The sequence below is a fragment of the bacterium genome (assembly GCA_017744355.1).
Classification (GTDB): domain Bacteria; phylum Cyanobacteriota; class Sericytochromatia; order S15B-MN24; family UBA4093; genus JAGIBK01.
This window is the reverse complement of the sequence record JAGIBK010000002.1, coordinates 425,382-442,142: the sequence shown is the minus strand read 5'-3', so window position 1 is coordinate 442,142 and position 16,761 is coordinate 425,382. Positions and strand designations below refer to the sequence as shown.

Below are 16,761 nucleotides of genomic sequence, written 5' to 3'. Positions count from 1 at the left end.
GGATCGCCGCTGCTATACTGAATCGTCGGTAATACGCGCCCAAATTGTCGTGTCGTCCAGCTGGTGCCCGGAAGGAGGTTTCCCGTGCGTTTGGATGTGGAAACCCTGCTTCAGGCCCCGGAGAGCGAAACCCGCGTCGCGTTCAGCGAGGACGTCGAGTTTCCGGCCGACCTGGGCTCCCTCAAGCGTCCCCTTTCCGGTGATGTCAAGATCTCGCGCGCCATCGACGAGAGCCTGCTCACCCTGACGGGCCACCTGGAAACGACCGCGGACTTGGTCTGCGATCGCTGCCTCGGCCCCGCCCCCACCGAGATCGCTTTCGATCTCGAAGAGACGCTCGAGGTGACCGAGACGCCGACCCAGGCGCTCGAGGTCGAAGAGGCCGTTGCGGCGACCGGAGAAATCGACCTCTCCGACCTGCTGCGGCAGCACCTGCTGTTGAACCTGCCCAGTCGCAGTCTCTGCGGGTGCGAGCCCGAATACCTGGCGAAGCACAAGCCCCTCGACCCGCGCTGGCGTAAGCTCGAAGCCTTGCTAAGTCGAACCACTGAGGAGGAATCCAAGACCCATGGCTCAACCTAAGAAGAAGACTTCCAACTCCAAGCAGTGGCACCGCCGCTCGCACTGGAAGGCGAAGGCCCCCAACCTGACCACCTGCACCAACTGCCGCGCTCCCAAGCTGCAGCACACCGTTTGCCGCACCTGCGGCTTCTACAACGGCAAGCAGATCCTCTCGGTCGCTCAGTAAGCTGACCTCCGAGGCCCGGTTCGCTCCAATGCCCGACATTCGCATTGCCCTTGACGCCATGGGCGGGGATTACGCCCCGACCGAAATCGTAAAGGGTGCGGTCGAAGCTTTGAGAGCGGACCGGGCTTTGTCTTTGGTGCTGGTCGGCGACGAGCAGCGCCTCAAGGCCGAGCTCGAACCCTACGCCGCCGAGAACCTCCCCCTTTCCGTGGTGCACGCCGCGGAGGTGATCGGGATGGACGAGGCGGCGAGTGCGGTCCGCAAGAAAAGAGATTCCTCGATCGTCGTGGCCATGGACCAGGTCAAGGCCGGTCACTGCCAAGGCGTCGTCGCCGCCGGCTCAACCGGGGCCGCCATGGCCGCCGCTCTCTTGCGCCTCGGCCGCGTGCGGGGCATCGAGCGGCCCGCGATCGCGGTGGTCCTGCCCACCGTCAAGGGCCCGGTGGTCCTCTTGGACGTGGGCGCCAACGTGGACTGCAAGCCCCTCTACCTTCAGCAGTTCGCCCGGATGGGCGATGCCTACGCCCGGGCGGTTCTCAAGATCCCCGAGCCCCGGGTCGGTCTCGTCAACATCGGCGAGGAGCCCGGCAAGGGCGATGAGCTCTCGCTTGCGACCCACCAATTGCTCTCCGAGACCCCCGGCATCCGCTTCATCGGCAACGTCGAGGGCCGGGACCTGCCCCGCGGCAACGTGGACGTGGCGGTGTGCGACGGCTTCGTCGGCAACGTCATGCTCAAGCTCGCCGAAGGAATGGGCGAGCTCTTCACGGGCCTGCTCAAGGAGCAGATCAACCAGGGCGGCCTGCTGGCCAAAATCGGCGCGGCCCTCCTGATGCCCGTCTTCGGCCGCTTCAAGAAGCGCCTGGATCCCGCCGAGTACGGCGGCGCCCTCCTCTTGGGGGTGAACGGCATCTGCGTCATCAGCCACGGCTCGAGCAAGGCGCAGGCCATCGTCAACGCCATCCGAGTGGCCAAGGAGGCCATCGTCTCCGACACCCTCGGCCAGCTGGCCGATGCGGGCGGGCAAAATGCCCCCCCTGTCAGCGCCCCCCCTTCCGGTGGCGCCGCGTCATGAGATACTGGACCATCCGGTCCGGCCTGTTTTGAGAAAGAGCTTCATGACCACTTCCCTGCTTCCCGTTTCCATTATCGGTTGCGGTTACTACGTCCCCGAGCGGATCATGACCAACGCCGAGTTCGAGAGCTTCCTCGACACCAACGACGCCTGGATCCGTGAGCGCACGGGCATCCGTGAGCGCCGCATCGCGCCGCCCGAGCACGCCCTGAGCGACATGGCCATCCCCGCGGCCAAGCAGGCGCTCGAGCACGCCGGGGTCGAGGCCTCCGAGCTGGATCTGATCATCGTCGCGACCTCGACGCCGGACATGGCCATGCCCGCCACCGCCGCCCTGGTCCAGCACGCCATCGGCGCCACCCCCGCGGCCGCCTTCGACATGGAGGCCGCCTGCAGCGGCTTCGTCTACGGGACCATCGTCGCCAGCCAGTTCCTCGCCACGGGCATGTACCGCACGGCGCTCGTCATCGGCGGCGACCTGCTCTCCAAGTACATCAACTGGAAGGACCGCGGCACCGCCGTCCTCTTCGGCGACGCCTGCGGCGCGGTCGTGCTGCGCGGCGGCGACGAGAAGGGGCTGCTCGGCAGCTACATGGGCGCGGACGGCGGGGGCTCGGCCCACATCCAGATCCCCCTTGGCTCGCGCGTGCCCCCCTCGGCCGAGATGATCGAGGCCATGGAGCACACGGTCCACATGAACGGCCGCGAGACCTACAAGTTCGCCGTCGAGATCGTCCCCAAGTGCGTCGACGAGATCACCCAGCGCACCGGCGTCTCCGTGGACGAGATCGACCACTTCGTCTTGCACCAGGCGAACTACCGCATCATGGAAGCCGCCGCCAAGCGCATGGGCGTGCCCATGGAGAAGATGATCGTCAACGTCGATCGCATGGCCAACTCCAGCGCGGGCACCGTGCCCCTGGCCCTGGCCGAGGCGGTCGAGGCGGGAACCATCAAGAAGGGCGACCTTGTCTGCCTGGTGGGCTTCGGCTCGGGCCTGACCTGGGCCAGCGCCCTCGTGCGCTGGACCTGTGACCGCCCCTTCCCCTCGCGGGCCTAGCCTTTTCTCCCCCTCGCCAGCTTAGCGCTCCAACCCCTCGCGCCAGTCATCTCACACGAGGAGGCATCATGAACGTCGCATTCCTGTTCCCCGGTCAGGGCTCCCAGACCGTCGGCATGGGCAAGGCCCTCGCCGAGGCCTTCCCCGAGGCCGCCCGCACCTTCGAGGAGGCCGAGGAGATCCTGGGCCTTCCCATCCGCCAGCTCTGCTGGGAAGGCCCCGAAGAGACCCTGCGCGCCACCGAGAACGCCCAGGTCGCGCTCTTCGTGACCTCTATGGCCGCCCTGCGCGCCTTCCAGGCCCTCGGCGGCCCCAAGCCCACCTTCGTCGCCGGCCACTCGCTCGGCGAGTACTCGGCCGTCTGCGCCGCGGGTGCTCTGGACTTCGCCAGCACCCTCAAGCTCGTGCGTCTGCGCGGCGAGCTGATGGCCAAGGCCGAAGCCGGCACCATGGCCGCCGTCATGGGCCTTGAGGCCGAGAAGCTCGAAGACCTCTGCCGCAACGCCAGCTCGACCGTGGTCGTCGCCAACTACAACTCGCCCGACCAGCTCGTCATCTCGGGCACGCCCGAGGGCGTCGCCGAGGTGAGCCAGAAGGCCAGCGAAGCGGGCGCCAAGCGTGTCGTGCCCCTGGTCGTCGCGGGCGCCTTCCACTCGCCCCTGATGGAGGTGGCGAGCGAAGCGTTGACCGCTGCCCTCGAAAAGGCCCCCTGGCAGGACACCACCGTCCCGGTCGTCACCAACGTGGATGCGACCCCGACCACCAAGGCGGCCGACTTCTCGGCCAAGCTCGCCAAGCAGCTGGCCTCATCGGTCCGCTGGACCGACACCCTGCGCTGGATGATGGAGCAGGGCGAGACGACCTTCGTGGAGCTGGGCGCGGGCAAGGTGCTTTCGGGCCTCGTGAAGAAGCTCGATCGCAAGGCCCCGACCCTCGTCACCGAGGATCCCGAGGCGCTTCGCAAGGCCCTTGATGCCATGACTTCGCCGGTGTCCTCGTAGCAAGCGTGGTAGAATCGATCCTTTCATCCCACTCGTCCTCACGGACACGAACCAAGGCAGTCTCATGAACGCACTCGATGGAAAAGTCGCACTCGTCACCGGCGGCAGCCGCGGTATCGGCCGCGCCTGCGCCCTCGCCCTCGCCAAGCTCGGGGCCAAGGTCGCCATCAACTACGTGAGCAACTCCACTGCCGCCGATGCGGTCGTGGAAGCGATCGCGCAGGCCGGCGGCGAGGCCAAGGCCATCCAGGCCGACGTCTCCAAGACCGAGGACGTGGATCGTCTGATCAAGGACGTCCTGGCCTGGGGCGACGGCAAGATCGACGTGGTCGTCAACAACGCGGGGATCACCCGCGATACCCTCCTCCTTCGGATGAGCGAAGAAGACTGGGATGCGGTGCTCGACACCAACCTCAAGAGCGTCTTCCTCCTCTCCAAGGCCGTGGCCAAGCCCATGATGAAGCAGCGCGCCGGACGAATCATCAACGTCTCGAGCGTGGTCGGCGTCATGGGCAACGCGGGCCAGGCCAACTACGCGGCCTCCAAGGCGGGCATCATCGGCTTCACCAAGTCGCTCGCCAAGGAGCTCGGCAGCCGTAACGTGCTGGTAAACGCCATCGCTCCGGGCTTCATCAAGTCCGAGATGACCGACAAGCTTACCGACGACGTCCAGAAGACCTACCTCGACGCGCTCCCCCTGGGGCGCTTCGGCGAGCCCGAAGAGGTCGCCGCCCTGGTCGCGTTCCTCGCGACCAGCGGCAGCTACATCACCGGGCAGGTCATCAACGTCGACGGCGGCATGCATACTTAATCCCTCACCCACCCATACAAGAAGGAACATTCAAATGAACGAGCAAGAACTCTTTGAGAAGGTCAAGCAGATCATCGTCGAGCAGCTCGGCGTGAGCGCCGACGAAGTCACCATGGACGCCTCCTTCACCGAGGACCTGGGCGCCGACTCGCTGGACACCGTCGAGCTGGTCATGGCCCTCGAGGAGGCCTTCGAGGTCGAGATCCCGGACGAGGACGCCGAGAAGCTGACCACCGTCCGCACCGCGATGGACTACATCAAGAAGCACCAGCCCGCGTAAGCAGGTCGGCAATCGCGGCGGGGCTTCCCCGCCGCGAACCCGTTTTGTAGCGCCTGGGGCCTGGGCGCGATACCATGTTGGTAATCTCCAAGTTTTCGTTTTTTTCGCGGAAGGCCCTCCGCGCTAGGGAGTCACTTCGTCGCTATGAAACACCGCGTCGTCATCACCGGCCTGGGCGCCATCACCCCCCTCGGATCCTCCGTGACCAAGTACTGGGAAGGCCTCAAGGAAGGCAAAAGCGGCATCGCCTCCATCGCCTCCATCGACGCCTCGGCCCTGCCGGTGCAGTTCGCCGGCGAGGTCAAGGACTTCGAGCCGACCGAGTATATGGACCGCAAGGAAGCCAAGCGCACGGCGCGCTTCTCGCAGTTCGCGATCGCCGCTGCCAAGCAGGCGTGGGCGGATGCGGGCCTCGACAAGGACTCCCTCGACATGGAGCGGGTCGGCGTCTTCATCGGCTCGGGCATGGGCGCCCTCGACGTGATCGAGGAAGAGACCCTCAAGCTCCGCGACAAGGGCGCCGACCGCGTCAGCCCCTTCCTCATCCCCTCAGTCATCGTGAACATGGCCGGCGGTAACGTGGCCATCCACCTGGGCGCCAAGGGCCCCAACCTGTGCCACGTCTCGGCCTGCTCCACCGGTGCCCACGCCATCGGCGACGCCTTCCGTCAGCTGCAGTACGGCGACGTGGACGTCATGCTCGCGGGCGGGACCGAAGCCACCGTCACTCCGCTTGCGATCGCGGGCTTCGCCGCGGCCAAGGCCCTCTCCAGCGGGCACGCCTCGGGTGATCCCACCCGCGCGAGCCGTCCCTTCGACGTGGACCGCAACGGCTTCGTCATGGGCGAGGGCGCGGGCGTCCTGGTGCTCGAGACCCTCGAGCACGCCCAAGCGCGCGGCGCGAAGATCCTGGCCGAGGTCGTCGGCTACGGCCTGACCGACGACGCCCACCACATCACCATGCCCGCCCCCGAGGGCGAGGGCGTCCAGCGCGCCATGAAGAAGGCGCTCAAGGACGCGGGCCTCTCCCCCGAGGATGTGGACTACATCAACGCCCACGGCACCTCGACCGGCGCCAACGACAAGTACGAATCGGCCGCCTACCGCGGCGTCTTCGGCGAGCACGCCAAGCAGATCCCCATCTCCTCGACCAAGAGCATGACGGGTCACCTGCTGGGTGCTGCCGGCGCCGTCGAGGCGATCGCCTGCGTCATGGCCATGAACGAGGGCATCCTCCCGCCGACCATCAACCTCGAGTCGCCCGATCCCGACTGCGACCTGGACTACGTGCCCAACACGGCGCGCAAGGCCGAGGTGAACGTCTGCATGTCGAACAACATGGGCTTCGGCGGCCACAACGCGAGCCTCGTCTTCCGTCGCTTCGCGTGAGCCTGCCCGTCGTAGACTTCATCGAAAAGGTCCTCGGCCTGCCCCGGCGGGGCGAGGACCTCTTCGAGCAAGCCCTGACCCACTCCTCCTTCACGGGGCATCCCCACTACGAGCGGCTCGAGTTCCTCGGTGACGCGGTCCTCAAGCTGGTCGCCTCCGCCTGGATCTACGAGCGCTTCGCGGCGCTCCCCGAGGGCGAGATGACCAAGATCCGCGCGCGGATCGTCTCGGACGCCACCCTCTCGGCGATCGCCCGTCGCTTGGACCTGCCCGCCTACATGCGCTTCGGCAAGGCCGAAGAGCGCACCGGCGGTCGCAAGAAGGTCGGCAACATCGCCGCGTCGCTCGAGGCGGTCTTCGCCGCGGTGCACCTCACCTATGGCCTGGAGATCGTCACGGCGCTCATCCGCCAGCTCCTCGAAACCGAGCTGGTGGCGGCGGCCTCGGCCCCCGGCGCCGAGAACTCCAAGGCCCTCTTGCAGGAGCTGACCCAGGAGCGCTTCGGCACCCTGCCGACCTACCGGGTGGTGGGCGGCGAGGGGCCCCTGCACCACCACACCTTCTTCGTGGAGGTCGAGGTGGAGGGGAGCGTCCTCGGCCACGGCAAGGGGCAATCCAAGAAGCAAGCCGAACAAGCCGCCGCGCGCGAGGCCCTCGTCGCGCTCGAAAGGTCCGAACCATGCGCAAAACCCTGATCGCCCCTTCCGTCCTCTCTGCCGACTTCGCCAACCTCGCCACCGACCTGCGCCGGATCGAGAAGGCAGGGGCCGACTGGGTCCACCTGGACGTCATGGACGGCCACTTCGTGCCCAACATGACCTTCGGGCCCGGGGTGATCGCGGCCATGCGCCCTCACTCGAACCTGCCCTTCGACGTCCACCTGATGATCGAGCCGCCCGAGCCCTACCTGCTCGCGTACAAGCAGGCGGGCGCGGACCTGCTCACGGTCCACGCCGAGGCCTGCCCTCACCTGCACCGCACGATCCACGGCATCAAGGAGATGGGCATCAAGGCGGGGGTCGCCCTGAACCCCTCGACCAGCGAGGAGGCCCTGCGCTACTTGATCCAGGACCTGGACCTGGTGCTCGTCATGAGCGTGAACCCGGGCTTCGGGGGGCAGTCCTTCATCCCGGGGGTGCTGCGCAAGATCCAGGCCATCCGCGAGATGGCGGACGCCATCGGCCATGATCTCCGAATCGGGGTGGACGGCGGCATCAACGCCACGACCGGCCGCCAGGTGGTGGACGCCGGGGCGGACGTCCTCATCGCGGGCTCCTACGTCTTCGGCGCGCCGGACGCGGCCGAGGCGATCGCCTCGCTCAGAGGCTAAGCGCATCTAACAAATAGCGAGGGGAGGCTGTCGCCTCCCCTTTTTGCTTATTCAGTTTGGGTTCGAAACTAGTGATCCCGATGCGAGCGCCAGCTCATGCGATCGGAACTGCCCCGGTCCCCGTAGTTGATGCCGCCGTAGGCATCCTGCTTGCGGGGCTCTGCCTGCTTGGGGATAGGCGCCGGGAAGGCGGCTTTCCACTTGGGGGCGGTGCCCTTGATGGGCTTGGGGGACCTGGTGAACCGCGACGTTGGCTCCATTGCCATGCGTGAGTTCCTCCTTACGATGGGATGTGACACGGCCCGGCGGGCCGAGTGCACCGGTGCTTCGCGCCGGTGCAGGGATAATCGCGAACGTTTTAAGTAATTTACATCTTAATATAAGTTAGTCTTTCAGTCAAGTGTTACTTATCACTTCACAAATCGCAAGCTAGTCCGCATTTTCGGACGGGGCCTCGCGAGGAATAAAAGCTGAAATACGCATGGAAAGGAAGTTTCAGCCTTCATGGTTCCTCGTAGATTAGTCCTTGCTTGCATCGGCGCGGGCCTCGTCGGCTGCGGCGCCCCTCAGACGGTCGCCATGGGCCAGGCGATGCCGGAGCCCGGCTCCTACTTCATCACCCAGTACACCCACCCCGTCTACCACCCCGAACCGACGCCGCTCGAAAACGCCAACTGCGGTCCGACGAGCCTCGCCATGGCCATCACGGCCTACGGCAAGGTGCCTCGCCCCTATCAGGGCAGCCGTGACAAGCTGATCGAAGCCGTACGCCTCGCCATGACGGGGACGGATGATATAGGGACTTGGACTTACCCCGCTCAGTTCCCGTTTGCGGCCAAGCAATTCGGCCTCGGCACCCAGATGGTCTACGGCGGCGTCGACGGGGTCCTGCGGCAGCTCGCCATCCCCGGGCGCATGGTGATCGTCAACGTCAACCCGACCCCCGCCTATGCCAACCAGCTTGCCCACCCCTTCGACGGGGGGCACTTCGCCCTGGCGACTGCTTACGACGGCGAGCGCATCCACCTCAACGATCCTCTCGCGGCCTCCCCTGTGACCATTACCCGCAAACAGCTCGAACGAGCCCTCACCACGCCGCTCGGCGACGGGATCGCGCCGTTCAACGGCGGCATCGCGGTCTGGGCGAGCCGATAGGTCCGCGAGCAGAAGCCTACTTGCTACAATAAGGGAGCCCCCGCTTTTCGATTCGGAGCTCCAATGCCCACCGGCCCGTTGAACTCCCCCGGCTCCGCCCCTGCCGACGAGCCCGCGCCCATCCTCGGCGTGGTGGGCAGCCTCTTGCGGATCGGGCGCTCCTTCATGCGCTACCCGGCCATGTGCGGGGTCATCGCCGCCGCCCTGGCGCTCGAGATGGGCTTCACCGGGCTCGTCCCCATGAGCTTCAAGTACCTCATCGACGGGGCGATCGCGCACCAGGACCGCGCGGCTCTGGCCCTCACCCTGAGCGCGCTGCTCGGCGCCCTGCTGCTGGTCTCGGCCACGGGGCTGGGACGGGACTACCTCTACGCGAAGATCGTCAGCCGGATCCAGCGCGACCTGCGCCGGGAGATCTTCGCCCATCTCCAGCGCCTGCCGCTGGGCTTCTACCGCCGCACGAGCGAAGCCGACGTCATGGCCCGCTTCTCCATCGACATCGCCGCGGTCGAGTACGCGGTCGCAGGCGTCGTGCCCTGGGTCGTCCTGCCCCTCATGGACATCGCCATGAGCACCGTTCTCCTCTTCTTGCTGGACTGGCGCCTGGCACTGGTCGCCATGCTGATCTGGCCGTTCAGCCTGATTGGCCCTCGGCTGTTCTCGAACCGGGCATCGCGCGAGAGCTACGCTTACAAGCAAGAAGAAGCGGCCATCGTCGCCCACGTCCAGGAGAACGTCGCCTTCCAACCGCTCATCAAGCAGTTCGGCCTCGAAGCGGATGCCGTCACGCGCTTTCACGAGCGCACGCGACGCCTGGCCCAGGACGGCCTCAAGGTGAGCTTCATCAGCGCGGTGGTCGAGCGCACGGCGAACATCGGGATCAGCTTCCTCCAGGTGCTGACCATGGGGGTGGGCGCCTATCTCGCCTTCACGGGGGCCATCTCGATCGGCTCGCTGGTCTCGTTCCAGGCGCTGCTCGTGACGCTGAGCTATTCCGTCTCGTACGTGATCAACTACCTGCCCATCGTCGTGCCGGCCGCGGGCGCCTTGCAGCACATCGAGGACCTCTTGAAGGAGGTGCCCCAGCAGGCGAATGCGCCCGAGGCCATCGCCGCCCCCGAGGATCCAGCGCACTGGCAGCTCGATAGGGTCTCCTTCGCGTTCGGAGCAACCGATGCACGGCGCGAGGCGAGTCTTGCGATTCCCCGCGGCACCACCGTGGCCCTGGTGGGCCCGAGCGGCGCTGGCAAGAGCGCTCTGATCGACCTGCTCATCGGCGATGCACTGCCCTTGGGGGGCGCGATCACGGTGGATGGCGAGCCGATCGAGCGCTTCACCCGGGAGAGCCTACGCGCGCGTATGGCCGTCCTGCGCGCCGAACCTCAGTTCCTCCCCGGCTCGGTGCGTGAGAACCTCTTGCTCGCAGCGCCAAATGCCAGCCCCGAAGCGATCGACGAGACCTTCTCGGCCGTGGGACTGAGCGAAACCCTCTTGGCCCTGCCCCGAGGGCTCGATACCGCGATCGCCGAGCTGCGCCTCTCGCCGCTCGAATGGCAGCGCTTCGCCCTCGGGCGCGCCCTGCTGCGAGGCCCCCGCCTCTTGATCCTCGACGATGCGACGAGCGCCATGGACGGCGAGAGCGAAGCGAGCTTCCTGGCAACCGTCCAAGCCGTTGCGAAAGACCGAGCAGCCGTGCTCATCGCCACGCACCGGCTCGCCTCCATCCAACACGCCGCGCAGATCCACGTGCTGAACGACGGGGCCATCGTCGAGCAGGGCAGCCATTCGACACTTCTCGAAGCGGGCGGCCTCTATGCCGAATGGTGGGAAAAGCAGAACGGTTTCGTCGCCAACCGGGTCCGACCCGAGTGGCTCACTCGCTTGCAGCTGTTCGCCACCCTCGATCAAGGACTTCTTACCGATCTTTCCGGTCGCTTCCTGTCCCAGCACGTCGGCGCGGGGCGCGAGGTCTTTCGCGAAGGGGATGCGGGCGATCGCTTCTACCTGATCGCCCGCGGCACCGTCGAGGTGCTCAAGCGTCAAGCCGACGGCACCGCCGGGCGCGTCGCCCAGCTCCAGGACGGGGATTACTTCGGCGAGATCGCGCTGAGCACCGACGCGCCCCGCGGCGCGACCATCCGAACCCTGACGCCCTGCCACCTGCTCTCGCTCGACCGCGCAGCCTTCCTGGAGCTGATGGAGCGCGCCCCGGCCTTCGAGGCGCACGTGAGTCTGACGATGGCCGAGCGCACGGGAGAGCAAACATCGTAAGAGCAGCTAACAAGACCAGGCATGGGAGGACCGTTGGCCGCCGTCGGCGCAGGGCAAGCGGAATCGCTTTGTTAGGTGCTGTAATCCCCTCGCCCCAGAAAGGAGCGAGGGGATTACGGTGTTCACTATCGGCGCTAAGCTTCGGGCAACGGCTCGACCGCCGGTCCGGGCGACTTCGGCCTGGGCTCGACAGGCGCAGGCTCGACAGTCGCGAGCTCGCGCGCGCGCTGCTGCTGTAGCCAGAAGCGCAGCGTCGTCACGATGACCGCCATGATGGGAATCGCGAGCAAAACGCCCAAGAAGCCCGCGAGCTTGCCTCCCATCAGCACCGCCGCGATGATGAGAACGGGGTGCAGGCCCGTCGTGTGGCTCATGACGCGCGGCGCGATGATGTTGTCCTTGGTCCACCAGATGACGAGCCCCGCGAGCAGGACCTTGCCCACCACGGGGCCGCCCTGAAGCATCGCGAGGAAGACCGCCGTCCCCAGGCCCAGGTAGAGGCCGAAGTAGGGAATGATCTCCGCCAGGCCCCAGATGAGACCCGCCACGATGCCGTAGTTCATCCCGAGCAGGCTGAAGGCGGTCGAGGCCGCCGCGAGCACCACCCCCGCGTTGATCAGCTGGCCGCGCACGTAGCGGTTGAGGCTCTGATCCAGCTCAACCTGGAAGTACGAAGCCTGGAGCGCCAGGCGGCTCGGCAGCGCGTCGAGCAGGCTGCGCCAGAGGCGAGTGCCGTCCTTGAGCAGATAGAACGAGCAGACCAGGATCATGGCGCCGCTGAAGAAGCCCGAGAACGAGCCCATCAAGAAGCCCGGCAAGTTGCTCGCCACGCTCTGGCCGATCCCTTCGAGACGCGGCAGGACCCACGCGTCGATGCGGAAGTCCGCCTTCAGGTGGCGCGACGCCAGATAGGTGTTCAGGAGATCCAGCTGGTCCTGGAGCTTCTCGATGCCGCCCGGCAGTTGCACCAGCAGCATCTGGACCTGGTTGAGCACCAAGGGCACCGCGAGCGACACCGCGGCCGCGACGCCGACCACGAAGGCCACGACGACCAAGAGCACCGCCAACCAGCGCGGCATCCGGCGCGACAGGGGCTCGACCGCCATCTGCAGGACGTAGGCCACCAGGCTGGCGCTGACCAGCACGGTCAAGACGTCCTGGAAGTAACCAGCCGCCTGCCACCCGACGTAGCAGAGCACCAGGATCAAGAGGCTCGACGCGAGCTTGAAGAAGGTTTCCGACCAGTTACGCCCCACGGTACCTCCGAATTGGCATGCGGGCGCAAAAGCCCGTAAAACAACGATTATACCGAAGCCACCGGCCGAAGGCCAGGACGAGCGCCACGGCGCGGCGAGCGGTGTAACAGGCAAGCGTAGGGGGTATAAGACCTGTCCACATCCAGCGACACAAAGGAGTGAGCGATGACGACGGACGGTTTCGTCCCCCACCACATCAACGCAACCCCGGCGGATCTCGCCGGCAACGACGGTATCGGGCGCTACGTGATCCTGCCCGGGTCCGACGGGCGCGCCCAGCGGATCGCCGAGTCGTTCGAGGACGTCCGCGTCCTGCCGCACCCGCGCTGCCACAACCTCTACCTCGGGCGCCTCAAGGTCGGCGATCGCTTCGTCGACGTGGCCACCGTCTCGACGGGGATGGGTTGCGCCAGCATCGACATCATCGTCAACGAACTTTGCCAGCTGGGCGCCAAGCGCTTCGTGCGGGTCGGGACCGCTGGCTCGCTGCAGCCCGCGAACATCCGCGCCGGGAGCCTCGTGGTCGCCACCGCGAGCGTGCGCGACGAAGCCACTTCGCGCCGCTACGTGCCCATCGAGGTGCCCGCCGTCGCCTCTCTCGAGGTGGTGCTTGCCGCCAAGCGCGCCGCTGCCGCCCTGGGCCTCGCTCCCTCCACCCACTTCGGCACCGTCCACTGCAAGGATTCGCTCTTCGCCCGCGAGTTCGGCGCCGGCCCCCTGCACGAGGAGAACCACGCCTACATGAAGGTGCTGAGCGCCTCGGGCGTACTCGCCTCCGAGATGGAAACCGCCCAGCTCTTCATCCTCGCTTCGCTTTACAACCACCAGCTCCGGCAGCAAGGCGAAGGCCACGCCCACCAGGTGCTGGCGGGCGCCGTGCTCGGGGTTGTGGGAGACGATCGGCCCTTCGCCACCCCCGAAGAGGAGCGCCGGGCCGTGGACGGCTCGGTCGAGCTCGTGCTGGAGACCGTCCGCCAGCTCGCCGCCGAGGAGCTCGGTGCGATCGCCCACCACAACGTGCCCATCGGGCAGGAGGCCGCGCGATGAACCCGGTACAGCTCATCTCCCTGCTGGGTGCCTTCTTGGTGCTCGCAGCCTTCGCCAGCAACACCTTCGGCTGGATGAACAACCGCTCGGCGGCCTACCAGCTCCTCAACCTGCTGGGGGCCCTGGGGCTCGGGTACGCGGCGGTCGTCGGCCGCCAGTACGGCTTCATCCTCTTGCAGACCACCTGGGCGCTGGTCAGCCTGGTGAGCCTCGTGCGCCTGCTGCAGACCCGCGCCCCCCAGCCCGGGGTCTAAACCCGCCTCAGGCGATCCCGCCGGAGCGGGGTGGCATGCAATCGGTAGCTGCGGCCAGGTACGCGTCGCACCACAGAGCGGCCCAGTGCATCGGATTTCGGACCGGCACTGGGTCCTGCGCTGTGGCAGGGTTCGGCGACGGGTTGCCCCCCTCGGGCAAGCTCATGAGCTCGCCGGCGTAGAAGACTGCCCCTTCGTCGAACTGATGCGCGAGATTGGTCGCCAGGATCTCGCGCATCACCCGGGTCTCGCCCAGCTGCGCCAGGAGCTTGAGCAGGTAGGGGGTCTTGCTCGGCCAACAGACCGCTTCGTACGCCTGGACATCCCCCAGGTAGGTCCGCTCGGCGGATTCCTTGGCGATGAGCCCGAAGGCCGCCGGCCGGCCGGCGAGGGTGCGCCGCACCAGCAGGTGATCGCGCGCCGCCTCCCAGATCGCCGCAAGCTCATCACGAGAAAAGACCCGCTCGCCCAGACGCGCGGCCGCCTCGACCGCCGTGATCGCGCGGGTCGGATCCACGCGTCCCTCACGGGTGACCAAGTTGTACAGGAAGCCCGCCTCCGGATTCCAGAAGACGCGCTTGAAGCTCGAAAGCGCCCGCTCGTAGGCCACCCGGCTCGCATCGAGCAGCGCCGCGTCATTGCAGCGGTCAGCCAGCGCCATCCCCGTCTCGAGCATGCGGATCCAGCGCGCGTTCAGCTCGGGGAGGTAATAGGCCGGCACCTGGAAGAGAGCCTGGACGTGGCGCGCATCGCGCAGCCAGGCGATGGCCTCTTGCTGCCAGGCCGGATCGATCCGGACCGGCAGGCCTCCGACCTGGAGCCCCTCGACCGATAGGGCGCGCATCCCGTTCATCCACGACGCACTCGGCTGGCTCGACAGCAAGCCCCGCTGATCCAGGACGGGGGCGCCGCCTAGCGCGTCGTGCGAGCCGCTCGCGAACGCCTCGAAGGCGCGACGGTAGGCCTCGTACAACTCATCGAGCAGGTTCGGGTCCCGCAGGGCTGGCAGGTGCTCGGCCAAGAAATCGAAAAGCAGGAGATCGGTCTCGGGTGCCGGGTGATCAAGGGCCAGGCGGATGCTCTCCTCGATCAAAGCGCCACGGCCTACGTGCAGCAAGGTCTGGCGGTTGTGTAGCAAGCCCTCGAAGATCGAAGAGAGGTGGGGCTCCCGGGCCCACCAGGCGCCCGCGCCTGGCACTGCGCGCTCGCCTCGGGGCAGGTCGAACTTCTCGGCCATGACGTAGACGCGCGATGCGACCTCGCGGGCAAGACCCGGCAGGCGCGCATGGTAAGAGGCCGCGCTCGCCTCGCACGCCGCTTCGAGGGCAGGCAGGTGCTCCAGGCCGACGTGCACGGCGCCGATGGCCTCGGCCTCGTGCGGCGCGGCGACAAACGCGAGGGTGACGGGAGCCGAGAGGTCGAAGGCGAAAGCCCCCAAGCTCATGCCTCGGAAGTACTCGCGCTTGAAGTGGATCCGCCCGTGGAGCACCTCGCGCTCGCCCGAGCCCAAGGGGTAGTACAGCTCCCGCACCTGCCGATCGGGGAAGAGGGCGAAGGGCGTGTCGCTTGCGATCGCCAGGTGCCGCTGGTGGTGGACGACGAGCAAGCGCTCATCGAGGCGCTCGGCATGGTGGCCCTCCGGATCGGAGAAGTAGTGGATATCGCGCAGATCCAACAGGGGCTTGAGCAGGATATCGGCCTTGCCGGCTCCCTCCCAGGTGTAGGTCGCCGCGAGCATGGCCGTCGCGGCTTCGGGCACCTCGAAGAGCTGATAGCGCACGCCAAGACAGCCCTCCTCGGCTTCGAAGCGGTACAGGACCCAATCGGGGGTCACTGTGACCTCGCCCGCCCGTAGCTCGGGCGTCTGCCCCTCGACCACCAGCCGAAAGCCGATGCGATCGATCGCCTTCCAGCTTTCGCCCTGGACGCGCGCCACGAAACCCTCGTGCGCGTAATCGACCTGGTGGTACCAGAAGCCGTCGGCCTCGCACGCGCTCAGCGCCGACTGGCACCACTCCCCATGGGGTGTGCGCAGGGCGAGGCGCCGAGTGCGCGCAAAGTCCCAGTCGGGATTCTCGTTCGGAAAGAAGCTCAAGGCGCTGAGCCGGCAGCGGGCGTCGATCATCGGAGTTCTGCCTCCACTTCGAATGCGAGGGATCCGCGTCGTTCCGAGAGAGAGGCTGGGCGCACAGGCCACAAGCCCCATCAAGCCGCCCGTGGCGGCCCATGAGAAACAAGAGGGGGAGAATGTTAAGGATGCTTCAATGGGATTGTGGCATGAGCGGCCAGGCAAGAGCTGCCAAGGGCCAACGAAAGCCTTCTCCGTTTTAGGGCTTGACGAGCAAGTCCAGCGCCTTCAACGGGCGCCCGGCGTGAATGGCAAGGGAGGCTTGCAGGGCCGAGCGGGCATGAGCGAGCAGCTCCGGGCTGAGGGTGTGGGCGGCGATCGCCGAAAGCTCCACCGCCGAGAGCCGGCGCAACAGCTCAAGGCCCTTGTAGTGCAGGCGCCGAGCGGCAGAAACGGCCCGGCAGGCCGCGCAGACTGCTCCACCCTCCTCGGCCGAGAAGCCGCAGCCGTCGTGGTCGAGGGCGTCGCCGCACAGTACGCAGGCTTCGAGCTCGAGGCCGTAGCCCAGGGCGTGCAGCAGGGTCAGCTCGAACCAGGCGACGACGAGGGGGGGCGAGGCGGCCACCTCGAGGACCATGAGGGTCGAGGCCAACAGATCGAAGACGTCGGGGTTCGGCTGCTCGTCTTCGACGAGCGCCTCCACCAGCTCGGCCAGGTACATGCCCGAGAGGAGGCGGTCGAGATCCTCGCGCAGGGCCCGGTGGGCATGCAGGCCCTCGCACTGGGCCACCACGTCGAGGTTCTTGCCCTTACCCAGGAACCACTCGGCGCGCACCAGCGGCTCGCTCTTGCCGCCGAGCTTGCTTTGCTTGCGGCGCGCACCCTTCGCGATCACCCGCTTGAGGCCGTGCTCGCGGGTGAAGAGCACGAGGATCTTATCGTACTCCCCGGTGGGGTAGTGGCGCAGGGTGATGCCGGTGGCGGTGTAGGTAGACACCCCTCTATTATCCTGAAAT

18 protein-coding genes are annotated in these 16,761 nt (G+C 67.0%); 14 read left to right on the top strand and 4 right to left on the bottom strand.

From position 1 onward, the window contains the following. The first annotated feature begins 84 nt into the window (after positions 1–84). The 10 genes from J7643_07570 to J7643_07525 all read left to right on the top strand — a co-directional run bounded on the left by J7643_07570 (position 85) and on the right by J7643_07525 (position 7,694). Positions 85–582 carry a DUF177 domain-containing protein gene (locus J7643_07570; protein MBO9540436.1) on the top strand — a complete coding sequence of 166 codons (498 nt, stop codon included), beginning with the start codon at positions 85–87 and terminating at the stop codon, positions 580–582. Next, positions 569–748 carry a 50S ribosomal protein L32 gene (rpmF, locus tag J7643_07565; protein MBO9540435.1) on the top strand — a complete coding sequence of 60 codons (180 nt, stop codon included), beginning with the start codon at positions 569–571 and terminating at the stop codon, positions 746–748. The genes J7643_07570 and rpmF overlap by 14 nt, the downstream gene beginning before the upstream one ends. Before the next feature lie 37 nt (positions 749–785). After that, positions 786–1,823: a phosphate acyltransferase PlsX gene (gene plsX, locus J7643_07560; GenBank protein ID MBO9540434.1), complete on the top strand. Its 1,038-nt coding sequence runs from the start codon at positions 786–788 to the stop codon at positions 1,821–1,823. A 43-nt stretch (positions 1,824–1,866) separates the two neighbouring features. Further along, the gene (locus tag J7643_07555) at positions 1,867–2,883 is read left to right on the top strand and encodes a ketoacyl-ACP synthase III (GenBank protein MBO9540433.1); all 1,017 of its coding nucleotides are present in this window, start codon (positions 1,867–1,869) and stop codon (positions 2,881–2,883) included. Positions 2,884–2,948: 65 nt separating this feature from the next. Then, on the top strand, positions 2,949–3,884 hold the full coding sequence (gene fabD / locus J7643_07550; protein MBO9540432.1) for an ACP S-malonyltransferase: 936 nt from the start codon (positions 2,949–2,951) through the stop codon (positions 3,882–3,884). 64 nt (positions 3,885–3,948) lie between these two features. After that, positions 3,949–4,695: a 3-oxoacyl-[acyl-carrier-protein] reductase gene (fabG, locus tag J7643_07545; GenBank protein ID MBO9540431.1), complete on the top strand. Its 747-nt coding sequence runs from the start codon at positions 3,949–3,951 to the stop codon at positions 4,693–4,695. Between the two features lie 34 nt (positions 4,696–4,729). Next, positions 4,730–4,975: an acyl carrier protein gene (gene acpP / locus J7643_07540; GenBank protein ID MBO9540430.1), complete on the top strand. Its 246-nt coding sequence runs from the start codon at positions 4,730–4,732 to the stop codon at positions 4,973–4,975. A gap of 144 nt (positions 4,976–5,119) precedes the next feature. Next, on the top strand, positions 5,120–6,364 hold the full coding sequence (gene fabF / locus J7643_07535) for a beta-ketoacyl-ACP synthase II (GenBank protein MBO9540429.1): 1,245 nt from the start codon (positions 5,120–5,122) through the stop codon (positions 6,362–6,364). Continuing rightward, positions 6,361–7,059 carry a ribonuclease III gene (gene rnc / locus J7643_07530; GenBank protein MBO9540428.1) on the top strand — a complete coding sequence of 233 codons (699 nt, stop codon included), beginning with the start codon at positions 6,361–6,363 and terminating at the stop codon, positions 7,057–7,059. Before fabF ends, rnc begins: the two co-directional genes overlap by 4 nt. After that, positions 7,044–7,694: a ribulose-phosphate 3-epimerase gene (locus J7643_07525; GenBank protein ID MBO9540427.1), complete on the top strand. Its 651-nt coding sequence runs from the start codon at positions 7,044–7,046 to the stop codon at positions 7,692–7,694. Before rnc ends, J7643_07525 begins: the two co-directional genes overlap by 16 nt. A 68-nt stretch (positions 7,695–7,762) precedes the next feature. On the opposite strand, the gene J7643_07520 is transcribed toward J7643_07525, so the two are convergent. Beyond that, a complete protein-coding gene (locus J7643_07520; protein ID MBO9540426.1) occupies positions 7,763–7,960 on the bottom strand; it encodes a hypothetical protein in 198 nt (65 codons plus the stop codon). A 238-nt stretch (positions 7,961–8,198) separates the two neighbouring features. Between J7643_07520 and J7643_07515 the strand changes: the two genes are divergently transcribed. Next, positions 8,199–8,849, top strand: a complete 651-nt coding sequence (locus J7643_07515; protein ID MBO9540425.1) for a C39 family peptidase — start codon at positions 8,199–8,201, stop codon at positions 8,847–8,849. A 63-nt stretch (positions 8,850–8,912) separates the two neighbouring features. Next, positions 8,913–11,120 (top strand): ATP-binding cassette domain-containing protein, encoded by a 2,208-nt coding sequence (locus J7643_07510; GenBank protein ID MBO9540424.1) that lies wholly within the window; start codon positions 8,913–8,915, stop codon positions 11,118–11,120. 134 nt (positions 11,121–11,254) lie between these two features. Here J7643_07510 and J7643_07505 read toward each other — a convergent pair whose 3' ends face one another. Next, the gene (locus J7643_07505; GenBank protein ID MBO9540423.1) at positions 11,255–12,376 is read right to left on the bottom strand and encodes an AI-2E family transporter; all 1,122 of its coding nucleotides are present in this window, start codon (positions 12,374–12,376) and stop codon (positions 11,255–11,257) included. Between the two features lie 165 nt (positions 12,377–12,541). On the opposite strand from J7643_07505, the gene J7643_07500 reads away from it, so the two are divergent. Together J7643_07500 and J7643_07495 are read left to right on the top strand one after the other, a co-directional pair. After that, positions 12,542–13,423, top strand: coding sequence for a nucleoside phosphorylase (locus J7643_07500; protein MBO9540422.1), 882 nt, complete (start codon positions 12,542–12,544; stop codon positions 13,421–13,423). After that, entirely contained in the window at positions 13,420–13,677 is a 258-nt protein-coding gene (locus tag J7643_07495) for a hypothetical protein (protein MBO9540421.1), read from the top strand. The genes J7643_07500 and J7643_07495 overlap by 4 nt, the downstream gene beginning before the upstream one ends. A gap of 7 nt (positions 13,678–13,684) precedes the next feature. Here J7643_07495 and J7643_07490 read toward each other — a convergent pair whose 3' ends face one another. Both J7643_07490 and recO read right to left on the bottom strand, forming a co-directional pair. Next, complete coding sequence (locus tag J7643_07490) at positions 13,685–15,802, bottom strand: hypothetical protein (protein MBO9540420.1); 2,118 nt, start codon at positions 15,800–15,802, stop codon at positions 13,685–13,687. A gap of 202 nt (positions 15,803–16,004) precedes the next feature. Continuing rightward, positions 16,005–16,742, bottom strand: a complete 738-nt coding sequence (gene recO / locus J7643_07485) for a DNA repair protein RecO (protein MBO9540419.1) — start codon at positions 16,740–16,742, stop codon at positions 16,005–16,007. Positions 16,743–16,761 lie beyond the last annotated feature (19 nt).